This is a genomic window from Hyphococcus formosus, from assembly GCF_046736345.1.
GTDB classification, from domain to species: Bacteria; Pseudomonadota; Alphaproteobacteria; order Caulobacterales; family Parvularculaceae; genus Hyphococcus; species Hyphococcus formosus.
The window spans coordinates 901,359-924,736 of record NZ_CP157210.1 but is presented as its reverse complement, the minus strand read 5'-3'; the positions used below and the strand labels follow the sequence as shown (position 1 = coordinate 924,736).

Genomic DNA, 23,378 nt, shown 5'->3' with positions numbered 1-23,378 from the left:
GCCTAATCGCAATGCCAACAGGTTTCGCCAATCGGACTACCGGGCGGCGTTTCGGGGGCATTCACAACCGGCAAGCGCGCAGGCGCAGGTCGTTCGAAATGCCTATCTATATTGGCGATCAACCACTCCCGATGGGCACGCTCGACCGTTTGTCCTTCTAACAGGCCGGGTGCAATTCTGGTACGCAAGCCTTTGAGATAAAGATCAATGATGGCCTGAACATCTGGCGTTGCGACTTGTCCGCCACCAGAAGAAAGGCCAACCGCCGCCGCTTGTATTTCACCGGCCGCAGCGCTTCCGCCACTCATGTTAATCAGTGTAGAAATATACCGGGTTTGAACGCGATGGGCGATTGCCTGTTTTCTCGCCGTATTTTGTGACGCGAATATGGTGCGCTCAATTTCTTGTAACACCTCCAACAAGCCAAGATTTTCCTGATTCCGGCTTTTGTAATCGACGAGGCGCGCGGCGCGGTCAGGATGCAACAAGGCACCGAGGCTAAGGGTCGCTGCGCTATCGGCTGCGGCAAGCAAATCGAATACAGGCCCGGTATTGCCAGCAAACGCTTCGGTCCTATCGGCCGATCCGAAGCCGCCAAGCGGCGGCGAAATCATATTGACCACATCATCAGAAAGAGTAAGTGCGGATGGGTCCAACGTTTCGCTTAGTGCTGCCAGCGCCGCACGCTGCACCTCATCAGAAACTGGCTTAGCCGCCTCAAGGTCATCCCCGTTCGATTTATAGGTGAAATCATACCCACCGACCAGCTTCGCGGCGGCTGCAATTTGGTAACGATGATACAAATAAATCGGTACAATTACGGCGCGGAGTTCCGCCATTGAGCGGCCTGATTTGATGACGTGGGGGCCAAATTGATCGAGCGCGATTCTGCGTACGGCCATTGTGTCCCGCAGCGCCTTGACCGCGTCTTCACCATTGTCCCAAACACTTCCATAGGGGTTGGCGGTCGCGACGCTGCGCCCTTCGCTATCACCGACAAAGCGAAGCCCGCTCGAATAGGTCTCGTCGATGATTTTGCTCAGCTCCTCCGGTTCGTCGGCTTCATCTGGGAACTGAGCATATAGCCAGGTGGCCGCCGCTTTATCCCACGCGCCAATACCTTGATCATATGCGCTCGAAAGGTCGAGCGAGCCATCATCACCCACCGTTACCAAGGGTGCGGGATAATCCATGACGGACGCACGATCATTTGTTGACGCCGCAAAATTATGCGCAAACCCTAGTGAATGGCCGACCTCATGGGCTGAAAGCTGACGAATGCGTTTGAGGGCGATATTTACCGGATCATTTTCGCCGCCGGTGCCGGAATTTGCCGCCCCTACCAGTCCCTCAAAAATCATTCGGTCTTGCCGAACACGCTGGCTTCCTAGAATTACGCTGCCTTTAATCATTTCCCCGGTGCGCGGATCTGAGATTCCGCCGCCATATGACCACCCCCGCGTTTGACGATGGGTCCAGGAGATTACGTTGTAACGGGCGTCCCGTGGGTGAGCCCCCTCTGGCAATGGCTCGACGCGGAATGCATCTTCGAACCCGGCGGCTTCAAAGGCCTCGTTCCACCAAGACGCGCCCTCAATTAGAGCATTGCGAATTTGCGGGGGCGCACCGGGATCTACATAAAAGACAATCGGATTTATCGCAGGACTCGTCTCTTCGCTCGGATCCTCTTTTTCTAATCGGTAACGCCGGGCATAAGTTTGAATGATTGGCGCATCAAGTGGTGCCGAAAAATCATAATACGGAACATCAATCACCCCCGAACGCGGGTCAAAAATTCGTGGTTCATAACCATCATCGGGCAACCGAACCAACGAATGATGCACGATCAAGGTGACGGAGCGCGCGTCTGCAGCGGTCGAGCGTACCTCCCGGCCCGGTTCATCACTGACCAGCGTCATATAGCTGTCGAATTCCGCATTGTCGGGAAACGCAAAAACGTTCTCGGTATCCGGGAAAGTCCGGTCCGCAGCAATTGTATAGTGCCCGCCTTTGGGGTGCGCTTTCAACGCCGCCTGAACGCCCAACCCATCGCGCGTGAGAAAGCCCGAAATATCGACAAGCATCTCACCATTCGGACCCGTCTCGATAACATTACCAGCCCACAAAAACGAACGCGCAAAGGACTCGCGCACGGCCTTTCGCTCAAGTGGGTTCTCGGAGCTGGCCCGATAGGTCCAATTTTCCTGCTCTACGACCAGTTTTGCCCCGACTTTTCGGAAGGCGACGATCACGCCGCTCTCAAAAAGCCCGCGGTCGAGGCCGATCGGGTTGGACCCAAGGCCAGAGGTCAGGCCAGATGCATAGATTGCACGCAGCGATACGCCATCGTCATCTGCGGTTGGGAATTGTGCCAAAACGCGGCCCGCATCGGGGTCGGTGAATAGCGTCAAAAACCCGTCCTGGCGGGTCATGTTCTTGGCTGCATCGGGTGTCCAATCGCCGCTCTTTTCAGGTGCCGCAGGCGCAGCTGCCTCTGTTTCCGGCGCGGGAGTCGCCCCACTATCAGCAGTATTTTTACCGCAAGCGGCGAGTAAAAGAGTGGCAGACAAAAGAACCAAAAACCGACGCATTGATTGAATTCTCCAAGTAATGTTCGGCATCACGCTGCCGGATTTCTTTCCGAAAATCAAAGCGGGTCCGATATTTTGCACTGCGTACAACATTTGCGTCGCAGCACGCAGCCCTATATTTGGTGCTTGTGCAACGCAGATGAGAGAGTTTCGAAAGTGAAGTTTACCGGTACCAAGGATTATATCGCCACCGAAGACCTCAAAGTCGCCGTGAACGCGGCTGTGACGCTGGAACGCCCCCTATTGATCAAGGGCGAGCCAGGAACCGGTAAAACCGTCCTAGCGGAAGAAGTCGCCAAGGCGCTTGGTGTGCCGCTATTGGAATGGCACATCAAATCGACCACCAAAGCCCATCAGGGCCTCTATGAATATGATGCGGTGGCGCGGCTTCGCGATGGCCAGCTCGGGGAAGAGCGCGCCCGCGACGTGCGCAATTACATCAAGCGCGGCAAGCTATGGGAGGCATTCGTCGCGGATGAGCGCCCCGTCCTCTTGATCGACGAAATCGACAAGGCGGATATCGAGTTTCCTAACGACTTGCTGCAAGAGCTGGATCGGATGGAATTCTTCGTTTACGAGACCAACGAAACGATCCGCGCCAAACAGCGCCCGATTGTGATCATCACCTCTAATAACGAAAAAGAACTTCCTGACGCATTTTTGCGCCGGTGTTTTTTCCACTACATCAACTTCCCCGATGCAGACACCATGGCCGATATTGTCGAGGTCCATTTCCCCGGCATCAAGAAACGTCTTGTCGCCGATGCCATGAAAGTCTTTTACGAAATGCGCGAGGTACCGGGCCTCAAGAAAAAGCCGTCTACCTCGGAATTGCTCGACTGGTTGAAACTCCTGATGGCAGAAGACCTGCCGGGAGATATCTTGCGCGACCGCGATACCCGCAAAGCCATTCCGCCGCTTCATGGGGCGCTGTTAAAGAACGAGCAGGATGTTCACCTATTTGAACGCCTTGCCTTTCTCGCCCGCCGCGAAGGCGCTTAACCCTTGCGAGAGGTCACGCATCAAATAGACGCGAATGGCCTCTCTCATTTTGTGCGCGATATCGGCGAGGAAAATGCACCCGCCGCTATTTTGCTGCATGGGTTTCCGGACTCCTCTGCCGTTTGGCAAAAAGTGACGCCGCTTCTCGTCTCAGCCGGTTTTCGTGTTCTGGCACCGGACTTGCGCGGTTTCGGGCGAACCGACATGCCCGCAAAGGTCGCTGACTACGATATCGCGACAGGTGCCCTGCCCGATATTCTCGCGCTGATGGACAGACTAAACATTTCAACCGCCCATATCGCGGGGCATGATTTTGGCGCGCCTGTTGCGTGGATGTTAGCGGCACAACACCCGGACAAATTCAAAACGCTGACGGCACTTTCTGTTGGTCATATGCGCGCATTTCTAAGCGCAGGGGCGGAACAAAAATGGCGCAGCCTTTATATGGTCTATCATCAATTTCGTGGCCTATGTGAAGCGACATACAAGTTCAATGACTGGGCTCTGTTGCGGAAACATTGGTCCGCACATGGCCATATTGACGAAGCAATATCGCTTTTGAGTAGACCCGGACGCCTAACCGCAGGGCTGAACTGGTATCGCGCCAACGCATCGATTGGCCGCATGCTCAATCCGCCAAAACCTGACAGCCGTGGTGAAGAGATTGTCCGTATTCCTACAATTGGGATTTGGAGCAGCGGTGAAAAATACCTGACGGAAACGCAGATGATCAATTCCGCCAAATATGTGGACGCACCATGGCGCTACGAGAAAATTGAAAATGCGAGCCATTGGATCCCCTATGACGCGCCGGATGCACTCGCGAAAATTATGGTAGAGCACTGGCGTTTACACGCTTAAGTAAACGCCCCTTCCCACACCCACAAAAAGCCCTTAGACTTTTCAACCAGTACTGCGTGGAGGGGTCCCGGGGCATGGATGCATTTTTTGGCGCGCTGCCTATCTTGTTGATTTTGTTGTTTATTTTGTCTCGCAACTGGAGCAATAAACAGCGTCACGCCGAATTGGTCGCGAAATTCACGAAAATCCAGAAGAAACGAAAAAGCCGCGTTATCGCAATCGTCCATCGGCAGGAACCGATGGGCATGCTCGGCATTCCAATGCTGCGCTATATCGATTTGAACGATGCCGAAGATGTTCTTGATGCGATCCGAAAAACGCCGCCGAACAAACCGCTTGAGTTTATCCTGCACACGCCGGGCGGGCTTGTCCTCCCCGCCGTACAGATTGCGCGGGCGATAAAAGCCCATCCGGGTCGGAAAACTGTATTCGTCCCGCATTATGCAATGTCTGGCGGAACGTTGATCGCGCTCGCCGCAGACGAAATCGTTTTGAGTGAACATGCAGTGTTAGGCCCGATTGATCCGCAAATCGGCGGGCTTCCTGCCGCATCCGTTGTTCGCGTTGCATCAGAGAAACCTATTCAGAACACGGATGACTATACGCTTGTGCTTGCGGATGTGGGCGCAATGGCGATCAATCAACTGGAAAAAATAGCGCGTGAGCTTTTGACCGGTACAGTCTCGGAGAACGCGGCCGTAAGCATTTCGCAACAATTGTCATCGGGCCGCTGGACCCATGATTACCCAATCGCCTATGGCGAAGCGAAAGAAATCGGCCTTAATGTCTCGCGCGACATGCCAAAAGAAATCATGGAGATGATGGCCCTCTTCCCCGATAGCCTTAAGCGCACCAAAAGTGTCAAATATATCGAGGACGAACCCAATGCCGCATTACAGGGGCCAAACCGGGTCACGTTGACCGGCCTACAGCCCCAACCCGGTGCCCGCAGTTACAGCTATGGGCCGTGGAACCCCAAAGAACTTAAAGCCAAACCTGAAGAGAAGCGCTCGCCGTTCTGGCGTCGTGATCAGTAACGCCGTCAGACGAAAAAGGAAGCCGCATGTATCCTGTTAGAATTATCGCTCTCGCTGGCATTGTTGCTGCGACGGCTTGTGCGACTACGCCCGGTAACGAAACTGCCCTCTTCCCGCAAAATCATAGCTACACGGAAGAATTGGCTGACCTTTCTCGAATTGAGATGACGGAACGCTTTGCGTTTGAGCGGCAATCATCAAACCTTGATGGCGTCGCGGTTTCGGTGGCGTGGAAACCCTCTGGCCATGAAACTCACTTTAAAAATCCTGAGCGACCATCCAAGCGGATTTACAACGAAGAAGCCGACGAAAACGGAACCATTTTTGAAATTCAGAACAGTATGACACCGCCCGGTTGGCGCGATGAGTCAACCGCGATGTTTCATATTGAAAGCGGACTTCGTTGTCCGGTAGTCATCAAGCTTGAATCGCTGAGCCGACAATATGACCTAACGCAGATTGTTCATTTCGACGAAACCAATCGCAATGTGGCCTGCGCTTATCTGGATAATGCGAGCGGTGGGCAATTCAATATTTTTGCAAGCCACTGGCCAGATATCACCCAAGAAGAACATGCGATCGGCGCGGTGTCGGCTATTTTTGATGCCCATAACGTCATTGAGGAAATGGAGGTCCTTGTCGCAACAATCACTTTATCGGATGAGGAAGAAGACGCTGAACTTTTTGCGGGCCTGGAATTACCGCATGTTATCGGGTTTAAGGTTTCAGATGATGCAGGCACGCATGCTAAAACAGCACTTTGGGTCGTAAAAACCTTGGATTGGCACGTCAAAGTCCGCGCGACTTTTGGGCTGAATGACGAAATTTCCGAGCTGATCGCCGCGCTTTATTTCGCGACGTCACATCTCGATGTTCGCGGAAAAAATTTAGAAAATCCCGTCGCGCCGGGCGTGGATGTTTAATATCCACGCCTTTTAGAATTGCGATATTTAGAGACCGCGACCGGCAATTTCGATACGGGCGGCGGCACCATAAAGCGTCGATGCAGCGCCTTCGGTTTTCTCGGCGGTCAGCCCATCAAACGCCGTCAAGGCAACATCGATTTGCTCTTGCGCTAAATTGATCGCCTCAGTTGCGTTCATATCGTTGGTTTTGACACCAGCAAGGATTTCACGCGACGCAATCAAAAATCCGTAGGCGTCCTGATATTCATGCGCATTCGTGATAAGCCCATCATCCTCGACGCCAATGTCATATTCGTCTGCTGCCGTCCGAACGATTTTGGACACGGCCAAAAGTACATTGGCAACGCTTGTGTCGGGCGCGTGCGCGTCGAGCGCGCGGACGACGGCTTCATAACCGGGCTCAATTTCTCCTCGGGCGTCAGCCGCTGCAGCAAGGTCTCTTAGTTCCTGCGCCATGCCGGGCTTTTTCCGCGCATCGAATGCGGGGGCAAGTGACGCATAGAGTTCACTTTCCGGATGTTTGACATGCATGAGCGCCATATCGATGCTGCCTGATCCGTAAAGTTCATGGAATGCAATCAGATGGCCGCGGGCCAATCCCAATAGATGAAGATAGGCAATATCACTCGAAGCAGGATCGCCGGTCAGCGCTTCGCCTTCGCTCTCGCCACCCTCACTTTCACCGCCTTCGCTCTCACCACCTTCGCTCTCACCACCTTCACTCTCGCCGCCCTCGCTCTCACCAGCGGCAGTCGCGCCGGCTTCGCTTTCGCCCGCTGCGTGGGTGCTGTCATGTCCGGCTTCCCCTTCGCCCTCGGTGTCGCCTTCACCACCACACCCTGCTAGGGAAAGCGCACTTACGGCCGCGAGCGTCGAGAGCCCGGTCATTAATTTAAGACGTCTAGTCATTTTGCCACTCCAGATTCGATGGGCGCATGATATAGAAACCGCCCCTTGATGCAATTGATTATTAGGAACAAAGTCTATGCTCCATATAAATGGCGTTTTGACCCCGGATGAATGCCGCGCCATTCGCGATGCTTTAGCGGACGAAACCGTATGGCGCGACGGACGGGATACGGCCAAAGGGCATGCACGCGCCGTGAAGGAAAACCTTCAAGGGGACCTAAGCAAACCAACGGTTAAAGGTGTCATCGGCAAGATTGAGGCGGCGCTCAAGGAGAATGAGACATTTCAGGCCGCAGCCCAGCCAGAAAAAATCGCCAGAATTGCACTCAACCAATATGGCACCGGCATGTCCTATGGTGACCATGTGGATGCCGCATACATTCACGATACCCGAACCGATTTGTCCTTTACGCTTTTTCTGAGCGCGCCCGAAGAATATGAAGGCGGCGATCTGGTCATTCAGAATGCTGGCCATGATGACGCGATCAAAGGCCCAGCCGGCAGTTTGCTGCTTTACCCGTCAACCGCCGTACATCGGGTGGAACCGGTCAAAAGCGGCAAGCGCCTCGCCTGTATAGGTTGGGTCAAAAGCCGCATTCGCTCGCGCGAGCAAAGAGAGATGTTGTTTGAATTGGAGACAGCGCTTGCAGATCTTAGGGCGGTCAATGCGCCCGCGCCGATCTACACGCGCCTGTTAAACTTGCGGAACAATTTGCTCCGGCATTTCGGCGATTAAAAAGCGCCAGCCCGATTGGGCCGATGCTTCCCTCCCTTAGAACCAATAGCTCTTGCGTAGGCGTTGCACGAAAAGCGGCACCGAAGACGGTTGCATATCGACCGTCCAGTCCACGGTACTACGTGTTGTCGCCTGATAGGATTCAAGTTCGATCGCATAACCCGCTGCTTCGACCCGGACCCATAGCCGGCCCGAATCAGAGCGTGCTGGAACCCCTGCATGAATAATAATCGAATTGCCGCGCTGGCGGACCGTACCGCCAGAGGTCCGGAAGAGATTCCACGTTTCCTTCGTGTCTTCATTATGAAGACGACCGCGCAATGTACCTTGCCTGATCATCGAATCGATATCGGCCGGCAAACCTTCCGGAAAGTTTATTGTCAGGTGCACATCATATTTCGCACCGCCCCGACGGTCTTGAACCGGTATGATTGTCGCCTGCGAATAGCTGGCTTTGTAAATGCGTCCGCCGCCGACAGATGCTTCGCGGCTCGTCGTGGTCGCCGGTTCAAGCCCCGGCAGATTGTCGTTTATGCCCTGCAGACCGCCTGCGAGGTTTGAAGGTATCGCGGTCATCAAGACTGCGAGCAGGCCAAACCCCTGTGCAAATGCACCTTGGCGTGTGATCGGCTGAAAATAGAAAACAGAACCGGCACCGACGGCCGTCAAACCGACAACCACCATCCACAACGGAATAGTGCCAAAACCAAATGCAGATGCGAGCTGCACGACCCATTGGTTAATTGTGTAGAGCGCTGACGCCTCGCCAGATTGCTGGAAATCAGTAACGAGCGCTGCGATGATCCCCGCAGATCCGGAGAGCGCAAGCCCCGCAATGTCCGATAGTCCAAACTCCCCCGGCGCTTTCACGCCCTGCTTTACTCCATACGGCATCAATGTTCTCCCTGACGAAATCCCCAAGTCAGAGTTAACCACAAAATTACGAAAGGTTTAAGGCAATTTGTGAAGTCCGCTCAAATGAAGCGCTTTACAGATCCTCTGTTGGCCGTTCGGGACGCAATCCGCCAAAATCAACACCGAACAGATGTTCGATGCTGGTCCGAGAAAGCTCATGCTTTACAAAGTCATAGGCGGTTACATTGAGAGCCTTGATTGACATTCTCTCGATCTGAAGGCCGTCGCCTTTTTCGTTCGGCGTGACGTCCACATCCAAAAGATTGATGCAGGCGAGATCCTGTTCAAACGCAGAAATCGTTGCCAGCCCGCCACCACAGGCCCAGCCTAAGGTAATTCGGTTTACCCCTTCATGCGCAACGATAAGTGCCGTTTTCCAATCCTTGGTGAAGACCAACTCTTCGATCGCTGCGGTGATCCGCTTTTCCGCTTCCGCAAAAGTTTCGCCGTCAGGTAGAAAACATGCGTTTTCTTCTTCTGCGTTATCAAAACCATAGGCCAAACGCGCCGCCAATTCATCGCGTGACTTGGCCTTGATCCAACCGCTTTTGACCTCTTCCAAACCCTCATGCGCGATCAGTTCAGGCGCGTCCTCAATGCCGGAAAGAACGATCTCGGCGGTTTGCTTTGTTCGCGGCAGGCCAGAATAAACGGCAATATCGAATTGCGCATTTTTAAGGGCATCGCGGGCGGTTTCGGCCTGGCGTCTGCCTTCATCGGTCAGGTCCACCATACGCGGGTCCGTCAATTCCGAGTCGAAATAATCTACATGACCGTGGCGCATTAAATATATGCGTCGTCTTCCGGTACTCGTCATTAAACTGCCCTGTCTTGATTTGCGTGATCTCTATTTCCTTTGGGGCATAGCGAAAACTTCCTGCAAGCACCAGCCTCGGAAGCGCCCAGGCAGCTGAGTTTGTGGAAATTGGCTGTAAAGGCTCGCCAGTTTGGCAAACGAGTGATAAAGTTACTTCTCAGTGAGGTCTGGGGAACTGAGGGGACGATAGTGGCGATGGCGTTTCGTTCGCCTATTTATCTCGCTGGCGCGTTTTTGCTGCTGGCGATTGGATTTTCAATCTATTTCAACGTTGCCGTCCGCGTAGACAGCAGCGCTGCTAAGTTTCGTTTTGAACAATTGATGAATGAAGGCGCGCAGGCACGCGCCGCCCGGCATGGTGTCCGCGCTTTGTCATTGCTGCGCAATGAAGGACATACATCAGATGAGCTTGCGCCTTTGATGCTCGATGTTGCTGATGCGAAGACCGCGCGGCGGCACTTTGAAGACGCCGCCTCTTTATATCGCGACGCATTGGGCACCAAAACTGCGCAATCTTTTACGGCGCGAGAACGGCTCCGCTACGAAGACAAATTAGCGCGCGCGTCGCTATGGTCAGGCGATATTGAAGCATCGGTCGCCATTTACGCTTCTTTCCTTGAACTCGCAGGCGACGATGCGGCGCGCGGCGGGTTTGAAACCGGAAAATCGATTAGCGCCCAATACGCCAAAGCCGTTGCCAATGCTGCCCCCCTGTTCACCGCCGCATTGAACCATGCGCACCCCTATCAACCGACGACCGGCACCCGCGAAACGCAACTTGCTGCCGCCAATAATATGGCCTCGCTCGGTGCCTTTTTTGCGACGCGTGAGGACGGGAATTACGCCGCTGCCGGCCTTTTGTCGTCTGCCTATTTCATCCGCTCCAAACTACAAGGCATTGAACATCAAGACACGGTTCAGCTTACGCTGATGCTTGGACCGGTCTATGCCAAAATGGGCCGGCTTGATGACGCCGAAAAATTATACCTCAAGGCATTCCATGCGCAGGAACAACTCAAAGGCGCGAACAGCCCTGATCTAAGCCTTTATATCCGCCTACTGAGTAGCGTCTATGAACAACAAGGCCGCCTGACAGAGGCACAAGCCCTTCAGGAACACATGCGCAATTTGTTCCGCGATGCATTCGGCGCACAGCGTTATGCGGCTAATCGTGAACGCGACCGACGCGAAGACATGAACCGGCCTGTGTCGCAATATTTTCTTCTTGATGCAGATTATGCGCCGACGGACCTGACCTCCGCTTCGGAATATTCTGTACCAACGGCGAAATCGCCAAATATAGACGAGATGAAATTACGTCTGGCACCGGATCCGGAATCCGATCCGCGCGAGGCCAACCTGCCGGCGCGGCTTGCGCAACTTATTTCCCTTTGCCGCTCTGAATCCGGCGAGCGTTTGTCGCTGCGCTCCGGCTACCGGTCTTATAAAACCCAATACGGTCTTTATGAACGCATCGGCTCGCTCGGCACGGTCACCCCGCCCGGCATGTCCGAACATCAAACCGGTCTCGCAGCAGATATAAACGTCAATGGCCGCTTCATGCGCCAAAGCGATCGCAGCTATCAGTGCTTCGAAGAGAACGCCTATCGGTTCGGTTTCATTCTCTCCTATCCGCCCAATAATAATTACCTGCCGGGTGAAGACACCTACGAGCCGTGGCACTGGCGCTATGTCGGCGTCAGCACCGCACGGCTTTATCGCGAGGCAGGCCCGCAGCATAAACCCCAGGAATTTCTGGCTGCCCTTCCCTGCTATCAGGAGCGCGCGGCGAACGGAATTTTCCCCAATGTTGGTGAAGAAGATATCTGCCTTTCGTCAAAGCCCCAGAGGACAGCCATGGCGACTGAAAAAGACGCTATGCAACCAGACGCTGAAATGTCTCAAGAGGATGACAAGTCGGCCCGTATCTTGAATAAACTCCCGGCAGCACCGTCACCGCGTTAAAGCAGAATTGTGGATTGGTGCACCACGGGCCGGATGGGTACATGCAAGATAAAAACAGCGCATTTTCAATCGCGCGTATTGCTTATGTTGGGGGCGACAAAGAAGCATTAGAAGCGTTGGCATCTGCGTTTGCAGATGCAGGATATTCCCTTGTCTCACATGAAGACGCACAGAAGGCCGATATCGGCCTGATAGACCTGCGCGGGAAACAACTTTCGAGCAAAAAGGCACAGGCGGTCGCGGGTCAATTGCGTAAATCCTCGCCGGATTCCTCAATCCTGATCTTGATAGATCCCTATATTGATGCGACTGCGCGCAAGGCCCTGCGTCGGCATGGTGAGTTGGTAACCATACTTACAAAGCCCGAGGGGCTTATTGAACGGTGCCGACAGATTTTGCGGCTGAGAAACATCGCTGAGGAAACGGGCGAACGATTGAAATCGCTTGCAACTTTAAGCCGATTAAATGAATTCCCGCCGATTGCTGCGCCATCAACGCCGCTCAGGGTTTTAATCGCTGGCGAGGCGGGGCCAACTGCCCTTGCGGCCATCAATGCCCTTAAGCCCATATCGGAACAGTGCGTTTGCGTTTTCTCTGCGGGGCAAGCCCTGCGCGCAATAGAAAATTCAAAATTCGATTGTGCGGTTTTTCTACCGACGCGGGAGAACGACCCATTGATGAGTCTTGCCCGTGCGCTGCGTCGCCATCCAAAACACGCAAGCATGCCGATTATCTTTCCGCTACCCGACCCCGATGACATGGCCGTTTTCGTAGAACGCGGTGCATCGGACTTTATTCTGACCGATCACGTAGCGGCGGATCTTGCGCCAAAGGTACAATTGGCGACGCGCCGGACCCGATTGCTGAAGTCAATGCGGCGGTTTTTAAATAGCTGTGTCGGCGAAGGCGTGCGTGACGCGGCGTCTGGTGCCTTCACCACGAACTTTTTAACCGAACATGGGTCGCGGATTTGTGCCCGTGCGGATCAAACCGATCACCAGCTCTCGATGATTGTCCTACGGTTATACAGTAGCGCCAAAGGCTCAGGCGAACCTGAACCGGGACGAAGAGCCCTGCATCAGGCTGCACGGCTTATCAATCGTGTCACGCGCGCTGAAGATCTGGTCGCGCGCATTGCCAATGATACGTTTCTTGTTCTTGCCCCGGCCACAAATGAAGGGGAAGCAACCAAAACCGCTTTGCGTATTCAGGGCGTCATCGAAAACACCGTGTTTCGGAGCGCCAATGACGAACTTCTCTATGGGATCGAAGTGGACATCGCCGCTTGCACACGACCGCAAGGGCTTTGCATCGAAGAATCCGTAGCCTTCGCTCTTGCAACCTTGCGCGAATATCCATCCGGCCAGGTGCAGAGCAGTTAGGCTTTTTCGGCGATTTCCGCGATCATCCCGGCAATCTTGCGCGCACCGCGCAAGCGTGCCTTGTCGTCTGCCCATTCCTGACGGAATACGAATTTCTGATCGGGGCGCAGTTTGACGTCTAAAGGAGAGGTCGAAACAAATTCAATCAGACCCGCCACATTTGCAAATTGATCATTGCGGAAGCTGATCACCGCGCCCTTTGGTCCTGCATCGATTTTCGCGATACCGGCCCGGCGGCAAATGCCCTTGATCGCGACAATCTCCAGCAATTGGTCGACCTCGCGCGGCATAGGCCCGAAACGGTCAACCAGTTCGGCACCAAATCCGTCAATCTCGTCTTGCGTTGTCATATCCCCAAGACGGCGATAGAGCGCCATTCGGACATCAAGATCGGTCACATAGGTTTCGGGGATCAACACCGACGTACCAAGATTGATTTGCGGCGACCATGCCTCTTCGCCCACAGAGCCGCCTTCGCGCAGCTCCGCAACGGCTTCTTCTAGCATGTGCTGATAAAGCTCGACCCCGACTTCCTTGACATGGCCCGATTGCTCCTCGCCCAAAAGATTGCCCGCACCGCGAATATCGAGGTCGTGGCTCGCAAGCGTGAAGCCCGCCCCAAGAGTATCGAGCGACTGCATGACTTTAAGGCGGCGTTCCGCAGCCGGTGTCAATTTCCCGCGCGCCGGCGTTGTTATATAAGCATAGGCGCGTTGTTTCGATCGGCCCACCCGGCCCCGCAATTGGTAAAGCTGACCAAGGCCAAACATATCAGCGCGATGAATCAGAATTGTATTCGCCGTTGGAATATCGAGACCCGACTCGATAATTGTGGTCGAAACCAAGACATCAAACTTGCCTTCATAAAACGCAGTCATGATATCTTCGAGTTCGCCCGCGCCCATTTGTCCGTGTGCCACTTTATATTTAAGCTCCGGCAATTGCGTGCTCAAAAACTCGGTAATGTCGTCGAGATCTTTGATCCGCGGCGCAACGTAAAAACTCTGGCCGCCCCGATAATGCTCTCGCAATAATGTCTCTCGCGCGACAACCGCATCAAACGGCCCGACGGTCGTTCGTACGGCGAGACGGTCAACCGGCGGTGTCGCAATCAATGAAAGATCACGAATGCCGCTCATGGCCAGTTGCAGCGTGCGCGGAATTGGCGTCGCCGAAAGGGTCAGAACATGGGTGTCTGCCCGGAACTCTTTGAGCCGTTCTTTGTGTTTGACGCCAAAATGCTGTTCTTCATCAACGATCACAAGACCAATATCGCGGAACTTGATCGTCTTTTGCAAAAGCGCATGTGTGCCAACGATAATATCGACCCGGCCATCGGCGAGACCTTCTTTTGCGGCCTTGGCATCGCTCGCACTGACCATACGAGAGAGCTGGGCGACATTCACCGGAAAGCCCTTAAAACGTTCGGCAAAATTCCGGTAATGCTGGCGCGCGAGCAAGGTCGTTGGCGCAATCACGGCGACCTGTCGCCCGGTCATCGCCATCACAAAGGCCGCGCGCAGTGCCACTTCGGTTTTGCCGAACCCGACATCGCCGCAAACCAGCCGGTCCATCGGCTGGCCCTTGGCGAAATCTTCGATCACATCGGCAATCGCATTTTCCTGATCTTCGGTCTCCGCATAGGGGAAGCGTGCGCAGAATTCGTCATAGGTGCCTGTTGCCGGGGTAACGACCTCGGCATGGCGCATCGTCCGCTTCGCGGCAATCGCAATGAGTTGCTCCGCCAGCATTTTGATGCGCTCGCGCATCTTCGCCTTACGGCCCTGCCACGCAGCCCCGCCGAGTTTGTCGAGTTGTACGCCCGCATCGTCAGAGCCAAACCGCGATAGCAATTCGATATTCTCAACCGGCAGAAACAGTTTGCCGCTCGCATATTCTAGATGCAGGCAATCATGAGGTGCGCCCTGCACTTCGAGCGTTTGAAGGCCCTGATAGCGCCCAATGCCGTGCTCCACATGCACAACGAGATCACCGAGATTAAGGCTCGATGCTTCAGAGAGAAAATTCTCGGCCCGTTTTTTACGCCCCCGCCGGACAAGACGATCCCCGAGTATATCCTGCTCTGAAATAAACGCCGCATCCGGCGTTTCAAAACCGGCTTCAAGACCTAAGACTGCCGTCATAAAGTTGGTTTTGGATTTATTTACCGCAGACCAGTTCTCTGCATGCGGGATATCATTGGGGCTTGATACAGCACCATGATCGCTCAAAACCGTCCGCATACGGTCTGCCGATCCATCCGACCAGCAGGAAATGATAACTTTCTTGCCGCCCGTCATCAGCGATTTTGCATGATCGCTGACCGCGTCAAAGACGTTGATTGTTTCCGCTGCGCGTTCAGCCGCAAAACTCCGCCCTAGTTTTGCGCCGAAATTATAGCCGCGTGTGTTCTCGGGCGGTGCAAATGGCGAGAGCGGCCGCAAATTCACATTGAACATCCAGCCTTTCCATTCGTCGTCGGAAAGGTAAAGCGCTGAGGGCTCTAACGGCCGATAGACTGGCGCTGCGAAATCGCTATTGCGCGGCTTGGTGGTTTTTGCGTCTTCGGCCCGCGCATCATAATGATCGGTGATCGATGCTAAACGCTCATCAACCGCTTCTTCGGCAAGGTGATCCATAAATACGAGCGAGTCGCCGATAAAATCGAACAAGCTATCCATACGCTCATAGAACAAGGGCAGCCAATGCTCCGCACCCGCATGGGTTCTGCCGGCGCTGATGGCCTCATAGAGCGGATCGTCCCCGGCTGGGCCGAAAGCCGCGATAAAGCCTTTACGAAAGCGCGAAATCGTTTCGTCGGAAAGCAAGACCTCGCTGGCCGCCGCAAGGGAAAAGCCGGATAGCTGTTTCGTCGTCCTTTGGGTTTCCGCATCAAAGGCGCGGATGCTTTCAAGGCTGTCACCAAAAAAGTCGAGCCTGACCGGTTCATCGGCACCGGGCGGGAAGATATCCACAAGCCCTCCGCGCACGGCATATTCGCCGGGTTCGCGAACAGTCGATGAACGCGCATAGCCATTGGTGCTCAGATATTGTGTTAGCTTATCAAGCGGCATCAATGCGCCCGGCGCGAGTGACAAGGCCGCATTGGCGATAATTTCTTTCGGCGGTGTTTTTTGAACGGCTGCATTAACCGAGGCGACCACAATGAATGCGCCTTCCGCCCGGGTCGAAATCGCTGCGAGGCTCGCCATTCTGCGCGATGCGGTAGAAGGCGATGGCGAGACCCGATCATAAGGAAGGCAATCCCATGCCGGATATTCGATCACCGGGATGTCTGGCGCGAAGAACTTCAGGCTCTGGACCATTGTCGCGGCGCGAGCGCCATCGCGCGCAATATGAAGGACAAGCCCTTTGCTCTTTCGTGCGGCCTCGGCAATGACGAGCGCATCCGCGCCTTCCGGCGCACCAAAAACATCAAGTCGGCCCTCAGTGCGCCAAGCCGCTTCCGCATTGATGAGCGCGACGCCGGAAGTCATTGTTTTTGATGGCTCAGCCATGAGCAAATACACCTTATCCACAACACAAAATGCGCGGCCGCCAGATTTGACGGTCGCGTCGGGGCGCAACATTTAGGGAGTTAGCGTCGAATGCGCAACTAATTGGCGATCACTTAAACGGCGCAATTTTAAATTCGCGCAGCGCATCAAGGACAGAGCCTTCGAGTTCTGGTGGCGCTTTTATGCCTTCGGTGGCCCAGGCGTATAGCTCGCGGTCATTTTGTTGTAAAAGCGCTTCAAATTGATCAAGCTCGTTTTCGCTCATAGATGGGATATTGGCCTTGGCAAAACCACCGATCAGCAAATCCGCCTCTTTAAACCCGCGATAGGTCGCAATGTATAAAAGGCGCTTGCGCCGGACGTCTGTTTCTTCTGTCATTCAATCTTCTAACGCTGTGAAATTTCATCGATCAGGTCGATGATCCGATCTGTTTCGGCATGATGTAACGCATGACCGGTATCAGGTAAAATGGTCAAATCAGCGCCTTGTATGTCTTCGGCCAATTGCCGCGAATGGATTTTCGGGCTGACGGTCGTATCTGCATCACCAGTGATGATCGCAACCGGCAGTTTGATTTCGCTATAGCGGCTTTGCTGGGCGATGATCTGGCGCTTGAGATTGGCAAGATCCTGCGCATTGGCCTTAAAATCAGATGCGCGGAACAAAAGCGGCAAACCCGCCCGATCAAAATAATTTGCCGGGGCCTCATCAGGCGCAAAAGATTCCTTTATCCCGTCCTCAGCCGATAGCTGACCATAGACCGGGATCACTAATCGTCTAAACGCGACGCCGAGAACCGGCCATTGTGAGACCTTGTTATACCACGCAATGCCGCCGGGCCATTCATGACTGACCGCCGCCAGCAAGACCAGCCCATGCATTTCGTCCTGATACTGAAGGCTATAGGCCAGCGCGACGGCCCCGCCAAAACTCTGCCCTACGACGACCGGGCGCTCCAGCCCGAGATCATCTGCCACGGATTTTATCAACCGGGCTTGCGCTGCAAGTTCATACCCATTGTCTGGCCGTGATGAATATCCCCGGCCCGGCCGATCAACCATGATCACGCGGCGGGTTTTCGCCAACTCATCCCCCAGCGCCATTTTCATATCGCGCAGATTAACACTGGCACCATGAATAAGAATGACCGGCGGCAAAGCGCTCTCGCGCGGGCCGATATCAACCACATGCATTCGCGCGGGGTTGGTCTCGACGAAGGTGCCAATCGGCGGATATTTTTTCTCGGCGCTCCACGTAGCGCAGCCAGATGCGCCAACGAGGATCAACAAAAATGTAAAAACAATGAGGAGGCTCACACGCATGAATTCTCCTCTTTAAAGGTCATTACATCTGGCCCGGTGCTGCGCTGATAATCGGGAAAAAGTCATCCGCTTTCAAGCTGGCACCGCCCACTAGCGCGCCATTGACGTTGGAAATCGCCAAGATCTCTTGCGCATTTCCCGGTTTGACCGAGCCACCATAAAGAAGTCGCGTTCTTTCAGGGGTCTTTGCCCGAATGAAATCATGCATCTCGGCGATATCTTGTGTGGTTGGCGTTAGCCCCGTGCCGATCGCCCAGACCGGCTCATAAGCCACAACGAAAACGCCCGCCGCATCGGGGAGCGAGCCTTCGAGCTGCGTGCCCACAACGGATTGGGCAATCCCGGCTTCGCGTTGTTCGCGGGTTTCGCCGACACAGATAATCGGGGTCAGACCCGCCCGCAGTGCTGCATTGGCTTTTGCTTTGACGATTTCGTCGCTTTCCCCATGATCGGCCCGGCGTTCGGAATGACCCACAATCACATGTGAGGCCCCGGTGTCGGCAATCATCTCGGCGCTGATATCGCCTGTATGGGCACCGTTCGTTTTGGCGTGACAGTCCTGCCCGCCAAATTGAATCCCCTCATCGCTGTAGGACCGGGCAAAGTCCCGCAAAATCGTCGCTGGTGGACAGATCAGGATATCGCGGTCGCCGGGCATTGAACCGCCAAACCGCTCGATCAGCGATTCGATTTCGACCCGGGCTTGGCCGATGCCGTTCATTTTCCAATTACCAGCAATCAGGGATTTCATGAGTTTCCACCTTTTTTGTTATGTCTTGGCTAACACCAAGGCGGGGTAAGCGATGACGCCTGTTATGTCTAGTATATGCGCTTTTTCCGGTGCCGTCTCGCGATCGGGAAATACAAAGCGACAACATCCCTCGCTCAGCGGTCTTGTCGAATTGGGGCACCATGTCTAGGTTACGCGCCACTTCAGCAAAAACGGCCCCAGAGGCCGATAAATCGAGGCGGTATAAATGCTTAGTCAGGTTCGCGACACGCTCAAAGGGGTGGTTGCCTATATAGTTGTCGGGCTTTTGATTGTGGCCTTTGCGGCTTTTGGCGTGCCTGAGCTTGCTAACTTCACCAGCGGGTCAACGGTTAAGGTCGGCAACGAGTCCTTTTCTCAGCAATATATCGTCAACGAGTTTGACCAGCTTTATCAGCGCCGGGCCCGCGAATCTGGCGGCGCGCTCTCGCGTGAAGACGCCATTGCCAGCGGCATGCCCACACAGGTGATCGATATGGTCACGACGCAATCGGCAATCGCGCAATATGCTGAGAAAATGAACCTTGCGATCCCGCGCGAGGCGGTTCGGGAATATCTGCAAAATAACGAGTCTTTCCAGAACCCTGCGACCGGTCAGTTCGACCGCTTGATGCTCGACACGATCTTGCAAAATAACTCGCTCACCGTTTCGGGCTTTGAACAAATTATCAAAGAAGATCTGACCCGCAGCCAATTGGTCGAATCTGTTGCCGCATCTGGCCCTGCGCCTGATCCATTTACCGAAGCGCTTTTGCTGCGCGAAACCGAGCGCCGCAATATCGCCTATATCACCGTGACCGACGAGATGGCCGGTGTCGCGGCGGAACCGACGCCCGCGGATATTGAACAGTTCTACAATGAAAATGAGAGCGTATTCACCTCGCCCGAATATCGCACATTCGACATGCTCGTCTTGCGCGATGACGATTTCCGCGAAGGGCTTGAGGTTCCCGAAGAAGAAATGCGCAGGCTTTATGATCTGGGTAAGGAACGCCTTTACGATAAGCCCGAAAAACGCTCGCTTTATCAACTGACCTTCCAGGACGAAGCCGAGGCCAATGCCGCTGTCGCTTCGCTACGTCAGGGCGAGCCATTTGAAAACCTTGCGCAAGCGCGCGGCATGACCCTAGACGCAGCGACCCTTGATGATGCAAGCGCGATTGTCGATCCGTCGGTTTCAAGCGCCGCGCTTGCCGAAGGCCTCAATGAGGGTGATGTGCCCGATCCGATCCGCAGTCTTTTTGGTTGGACCGTCATTCAGATCGCCAATATCGAACCCGCGGAAACCACGACCTTTGAGGAAGTGCGGGACGAACTCGCGGCTGATTACCTCGCGCAGGATATTCGCCGCCGGATGCAGGACGCGATCGACGAGATCGAAGAAGTCCGCGATACCGGTGCCGAGCTAGACGAGGCAGCTGAAGCCGCGGGCTTCAGTGTCGTTTCGGTTGGGCCTGTTGACCGCCTGAGCTTCGCCCCGGGCGGCGCGATCATCAGTGATATTCCCGGTGAGGTCTTAGAAGAAGCATTCAATCTCGAAGAAGGCGAACAGAGCGAAGCCCTCCGCCTTTCCGAAGATGATGGGTATTTCTTTGTCGCGCTGCGCGAAGTAACGCCGCCTGCGCTTCAACCGCTTGATTATGTTCGTGACGACGCCGAGCAACGCTGGCGTGATCGCGAACGCCGGCAGCGGATTTCAAATACCGTTACCCTCATCCGCAATGAAGTCGAAAGCGGTAAAAGCTTTGAGGAAGTTGCCGATCAATTCTCTCGTGCGCCTATCGTTACGACGATTGATCGCCGTTTCCAGAACGAAGTGATCTCGCCAAGCTTTAACGAACAGATCTTCTTTGCGAACAAAGGCGATCTTGTTTCTGCGCCCGCGGGTTCAAGTGGCGCGCAGGTCGTCGCGGAAATTCGCGCAATCGGCTATGGCCGTAATCAAATTGCGCCACAGGAAGTTGAGCAGATCCGGCAGATGTTCGGCTTTCAGCTTGATCAGGAATTGCTCGAAGCTTTTGTCTTGAGCATTCGCGATGATATGGGCGTTAAGGTCAATAATGATCAGATCGAAGCACTGTTCCGGGATGGTTACTAAGCCGCAATGAGCGTAACTCCCGATTACTCCGCGTTCGAACAAGCTTACAAGGCAGGAGAGACACAGCTCGTCGGTCGGCGGCTGGTCAATGATCTTGAAACGCCGGTTTCCGCCTATTTGAAACTTGCGGGAAACAAGAAAAATGCTTTCCTGCTTGAATCGGTTGAAGGCGGCGAAAATTTAGGCCGGTTTTCGATCATCGGTATGAAGCCTGATTTGATCTGGCGTTGCTTTGGCGAACGCTCGGAAATCAACGAAGACGCGGCCGCTGATGTAACCGCGTTCAAACCCCAGACCGGGGCACCGCTCGAAAACCTAAAGCGCCTATTGGCCGAATCCGAGCTGACGCCGCCACCGGACGCGCCGCCAATGGCCGCCGGTGTTTTCGGCTATTTCGGCTATGACATGGTGCGCCAGATGGAAACGCTTGGCGCGCGCCCGCAAGGCGGCATCGACACACCTGATGCAATCTTCATCCGCCCGACCATTGTTGCGGTCTTTGATAATATTCGGCAGGAAATTCAGCTATTTTCACCGGTGCGTCCAAACCCCGAAGTTTCCGCCCGCGCCGCTTATTCCCGCGCCTGTGAGCGCCTGTCCGATGCGATCGGCGATCTGGAGGCCCCGCTCCCTTTGCCGCCGCGCGAGAAGCAAGACACCGATATAAACACGGACGTTACCTCTAATACGTCGCCCACGGAATATGAGGGTATGGTCAAACGCGCGAAAGAATATATCAGCGCCGGTGACATTTTTCAGGTCGTTCTAAGTCAGCGCTTTTCCCGGCCATTCTCAGCGTCGCCATTTGAACTTTATCGGGCGCTGCGCCGCTCTAACCCGTCACCATTTCTGTTTTACTTCGATCTCGATGGTTTTTCGATTGTTGGATCAAGCCCAGAGATTTTGGTGCGCGTGCGCGATGGTGAAATCACCATTCGCCCAATTGCAGGCACAAGGCCACGGGGCGCAACCCCACAAGAAGACAAGCAACATGAGCTTGATCTAATGGCCGATCCGAAAGAACGCGCCGAGCATTTGATGCTGCTCGATCTTGGGCGCAATGATGTGGGGCGCTCCGCCGCAATCGGTAGCGTTCGCGTGACCGATCAATTCACGATCGAACGCTATAGCCATGTGATGCACATTGTTTCGAATGTGGTCGGGCAATTACGCGAGGGTGAACATCCGGTCGATGCGATGGCCAGTGGTTTCCCGGCGGGCACAGTTTCAGGCGCGCCGAAAATACGCGCGATGCAGATCATTGACGAGTTAGAGAAAAATTCGCGCGGCATATATGCGGGCGCAATTGGTTATTTCTCCGCCGATGGCAATGTCGATACCTGTATCGCGCTGCGAACCGCCGTGGTGAAAGATGGCGTCATGCATGTTCAGGCTGGTGCCGGGATCGTCGCGGATTCGGACCCGGCCTCAGAACAGCGCGAGTGCGAGAACAAAGCCAAAGCGCTCCTGGCCGCGGCCGAAGCTGCCCTCGCCCGCCAAGGCAATTAAGCTAAATCAGAACCGTATCTTTGGTGCGCTCGCAATTTGAACCGGTCCCGACGTGCCCATAGTGGTGAGCGCGCTGGCATAGGCCAGCTCATATCCGCGCGCACTCGCGGTCGTCAGCCACGGGCCTAATACATCAAGTGTTTCGCGGCGCGGATGGCCAATCACGACAACATAGCCCGTTTCGCGGGCAATCCGCTCTGCCAAGGCCAATTGCTTTTTCACTTCCTCGGGATCGCCAACCACATCATCAAGAAACACATCTCGCGAATAGACGCTGACGCCGATTTCTCTCGCCGCCCGGCGCACAGCCGTATCGCTGGTGGTGACGGAGTCGAGGAAGAACAATTCTTTGTGGTTGAGATAGGAAAGCAGGGTTTTCATCGCGGCGACATCGGTGGTCAGCTTTGACCCCATATGATTATTGACGCCGCTATACCCGCCAAAACGCGACAGGTTCCATTCGAGATTTTTCAAAAACTCCGCACCCGTCATACCTGACACCAGTGCCTTCGGACCGGGGTCCGCAGATCCTTGCGGCTCCATCGGCAAATGCAACATGATCTCGGCACCGCGCTGATGGGCGGCATTGGTTAGGTCGAGCGTATGTTTTCCATAAGGCAGAAACGAAAAGGTAATCGGCCCCGGAAGGTCAATCGCTTTTTGGCTTGCCCGGCGATCAATCCCCAGATCGTCGATGATAAGGATGATTTTCGGCTTTTCGGTGTCCGCCCCCAATAGATTGGTACTCCGCGGCGGGGTTAATCGCTCTGGCGGTGCCTCGCCCGCTAAAATTCTCGAAATCAGCTTTTCCCGGTCAATTTGCGCTTTATCGACGATTTTGCTCGAAACCCTGACCGGATTGGTACTCGCACTCGCCGCGGCATCTGCGCCTTTCTGCCCCAGATAGGCAGAGAGCGAGCCAACAATGACGCCCGCGAAAGCGATGGCAATCGTCGCGATAATGCCGGCATTTCCGGCATAGTCTGGCGATTTTCCCCGCTTTTTATGTTTGCGCATTCG

Annotated in this window: 18 protein-coding genes; 9 read left to right on the top strand and 9 right to left on the bottom strand. The window is 54.6% G+C overall.

Features of this window, described 5'->3' with window-relative positions:
- Positions 1-2 precede the first annotated feature (2 nt).
- Positions 3-2,591 carry a zinc-dependent metalloprotease gene (locus ABFZ83_RS04270; protein WP_411818190.1) on the bottom strand — a complete coding sequence of 863 codons (2,589 nt, stop codon included), beginning with the start codon at positions 2,589-2,591 and terminating at the stop codon, positions 3-5.
- Positions 2,592-2,747: 156 nt separating this feature from the next.
- On the opposite strand from ABFZ83_RS04270, the gene ABFZ83_RS04265 reads away from it, so the two are divergent.
- From ABFZ83_RS04265 to ABFZ83_RS04250, 4 genes are all read left to right on the top strand, one after another.
- Entirely contained in the window at positions 2,748-3,593 is an 846-nt protein-coding gene (locus tag ABFZ83_RS04265; protein WP_411818189.1) for an AAA family ATPase, read from the top strand.
- Between the two features lie 3 nt (positions 3,594-3,596).
- Positions 3,597-4,454: an alpha/beta fold hydrolase gene (locus ABFZ83_RS04260; protein WP_411818188.1), complete on the top strand. Its 858-nt coding sequence runs from the start codon at positions 3,597-3,599 to the stop codon at positions 4,452-4,454.
- Between the two features lie 74 nt (positions 4,455-4,528).
- Positions 4,529-5,491 carry an SDH family Clp fold serine proteinase gene (locus ABFZ83_RS04255; RefSeq protein WP_411818187.1) on the top strand — a complete coding sequence of 321 codons (963 nt, stop codon included), beginning with the start codon at positions 4,529-4,531 and terminating at the stop codon, positions 5,489-5,491.
- A 26-nt stretch (positions 5,492-5,517) separates the two neighbouring features.
- Positions 5,518-6,414, top strand: a complete 897-nt coding sequence (locus tag ABFZ83_RS04250) for a hypothetical protein (protein WP_411818186.1) — start codon at positions 5,518-5,520, stop codon at positions 6,412-6,414.
- A 27-nt stretch (positions 6,415-6,441) separates the two neighbouring features.
- Here ABFZ83_RS04250 and ABFZ83_RS04245 read toward each other — a convergent pair whose 3' ends face one another.
- Positions 6,442-7,326, bottom strand: coding sequence for a hypothetical protein (locus ABFZ83_RS04245; RefSeq protein ID WP_411818185.1), 885 nt, complete (start codon positions 7,324-7,326; stop codon positions 6,442-6,444).
- 76 nt (positions 7,327-7,402) lie between these two features.
- Here ABFZ83_RS04245 and ABFZ83_RS04240 point away from each other — a divergent pair, with 76 nt between their 5' ends.
- A complete protein-coding gene (locus tag ABFZ83_RS04240; protein WP_411818184.1) occupies positions 7,403-8,062 on the top strand; it encodes a Fe2+-dependent dioxygenase in 660 nt (219 codons plus the stop codon).
- Between the two features lie 36 nt (positions 8,063-8,098).
- Here the strand turns inward: ABFZ83_RS04240 and ABFZ83_RS04235 are convergent, their stop codons facing one another.
- Both ABFZ83_RS04235 and ABFZ83_RS04230 read right to left on the bottom strand, forming a co-directional pair.
- A complete protein-coding gene (locus ABFZ83_RS04235) occupies positions 8,099-8,956 on the bottom strand; it encodes a hypothetical protein (RefSeq protein WP_411818183.1) in 858 nt (285 codons plus the stop codon).
- A 94-nt stretch (positions 8,957-9,050) separates the two neighbouring features.
- Positions 9,051-9,794 carry a histidine phosphatase family protein gene (locus ABFZ83_RS04230; protein ID WP_411818182.1) on the bottom strand — a complete coding sequence of 248 codons (744 nt, stop codon included), beginning with the start codon at positions 9,792-9,794 and terminating at the stop codon, positions 9,051-9,053.
- Between the two features lie 141 nt (positions 9,795-9,935).
- Here ABFZ83_RS04230 and ABFZ83_RS04225 point away from each other — a divergent pair, with 141 nt between their 5' ends.
- Together ABFZ83_RS04225 and ABFZ83_RS04220 are read left to right on the top strand one after the other, a co-directional pair.
- Complete coding sequence (locus tag ABFZ83_RS04225; protein ID WP_411818181.1) at positions 9,936-11,759, top strand: D-alanyl-D-alanine carboxypeptidase family protein; 1,824 nt, start codon at positions 9,936-9,938, stop codon at positions 11,757-11,759.
- 41 nt (positions 11,760-11,800) lie between these two features.
- On the top strand, positions 11,801-13,141 hold the full coding sequence (locus ABFZ83_RS04220) for a diguanylate cyclase domain-containing protein (RefSeq protein WP_411818180.1): 1,341 nt from the start codon (positions 11,801-11,803) through the stop codon (positions 13,139-13,141).
- Here ABFZ83_RS04220 and mfd read toward each other — a convergent pair.
- From mfd to tpiA, 4 genes are all read right to left on the bottom strand, one after another.
- The gene (gene mfd / locus ABFZ83_RS04215) at positions 13,138-16,659 is read right to left on the bottom strand and encodes a transcription-repair coupling factor (protein ID WP_411818179.1); all 3,522 of its coding nucleotides are present in this window, start codon (positions 16,657-16,659) and stop codon (positions 13,138-13,140) included. The two genes, ABFZ83_RS04220 and mfd, sit on opposite strands and share 4 nt — an antisense overlap.
- A gap of 109 nt (positions 16,660-16,768) precedes the next feature.
- On the bottom strand, positions 16,769-17,038 hold the full coding sequence (locus tag ABFZ83_RS04210; RefSeq protein WP_411818178.1) for a succinate dehydrogenase assembly factor 2: 270 nt from the start codon (positions 17,036-17,038) through the stop codon (positions 16,769-16,771).
- 8 nt (positions 17,039-17,046) lie between these two features.
- Positions 17,047-17,982, bottom strand: a complete 936-nt coding sequence (locus tag ABFZ83_RS04205) for an alpha/beta fold hydrolase (RefSeq protein WP_411818177.1) — start codon at positions 17,980-17,982, stop codon at positions 17,047-17,049.
- 22 nt (positions 17,983-18,004) lie between these two features.
- Positions 18,005-18,733 carry a triose-phosphate isomerase gene (gene tpiA, locus ABFZ83_RS04200; protein WP_411818176.1) on the bottom strand — a complete coding sequence of 243 codons (729 nt, stop codon included), beginning with the start codon at positions 18,731-18,733 and terminating at the stop codon, positions 18,005-18,007.
- 226 nt (positions 18,734-18,959) lie between these two features.
- On the opposite strand from tpiA, the gene ABFZ83_RS04195 reads away from it, so the two are divergent.
- Both ABFZ83_RS04195 and trpE read left to right on the top strand, forming a co-directional pair.
- On the top strand, positions 18,960-20,849 hold the full coding sequence (locus ABFZ83_RS04195; RefSeq protein WP_411818175.1) for a SurA N-terminal domain-containing protein: 1,890 nt from the start codon (positions 18,960-18,962) through the stop codon (positions 20,847-20,849).
- A 6-nt stretch (positions 20,850-20,855) separates the two neighbouring features.
- On the top strand, positions 20,856-22,358 hold the full coding sequence (gene trpE, locus ABFZ83_RS04190; protein ID WP_411818174.1) for an anthranilate synthase component I: 1,503 nt from the start codon (positions 20,856-20,858) through the stop codon (positions 22,356-22,358).
- A gap of 6 nt (positions 22,359-22,364) precedes the next feature.
- On the opposite strand, the gene ABFZ83_RS04185 is transcribed toward trpE, so the two are convergent.
- The gene (locus tag ABFZ83_RS04185; RefSeq protein ID WP_411818173.1) at positions 22,365-23,375 is read right to left on the bottom strand and encodes a divergent polysaccharide deacetylase family protein; all 1,011 of its coding nucleotides are present in this window, start codon (positions 23,373-23,375) and stop codon (positions 22,365-22,367) included.
- Positions 23,376-23,378 lie beyond the last annotated feature (3 nt).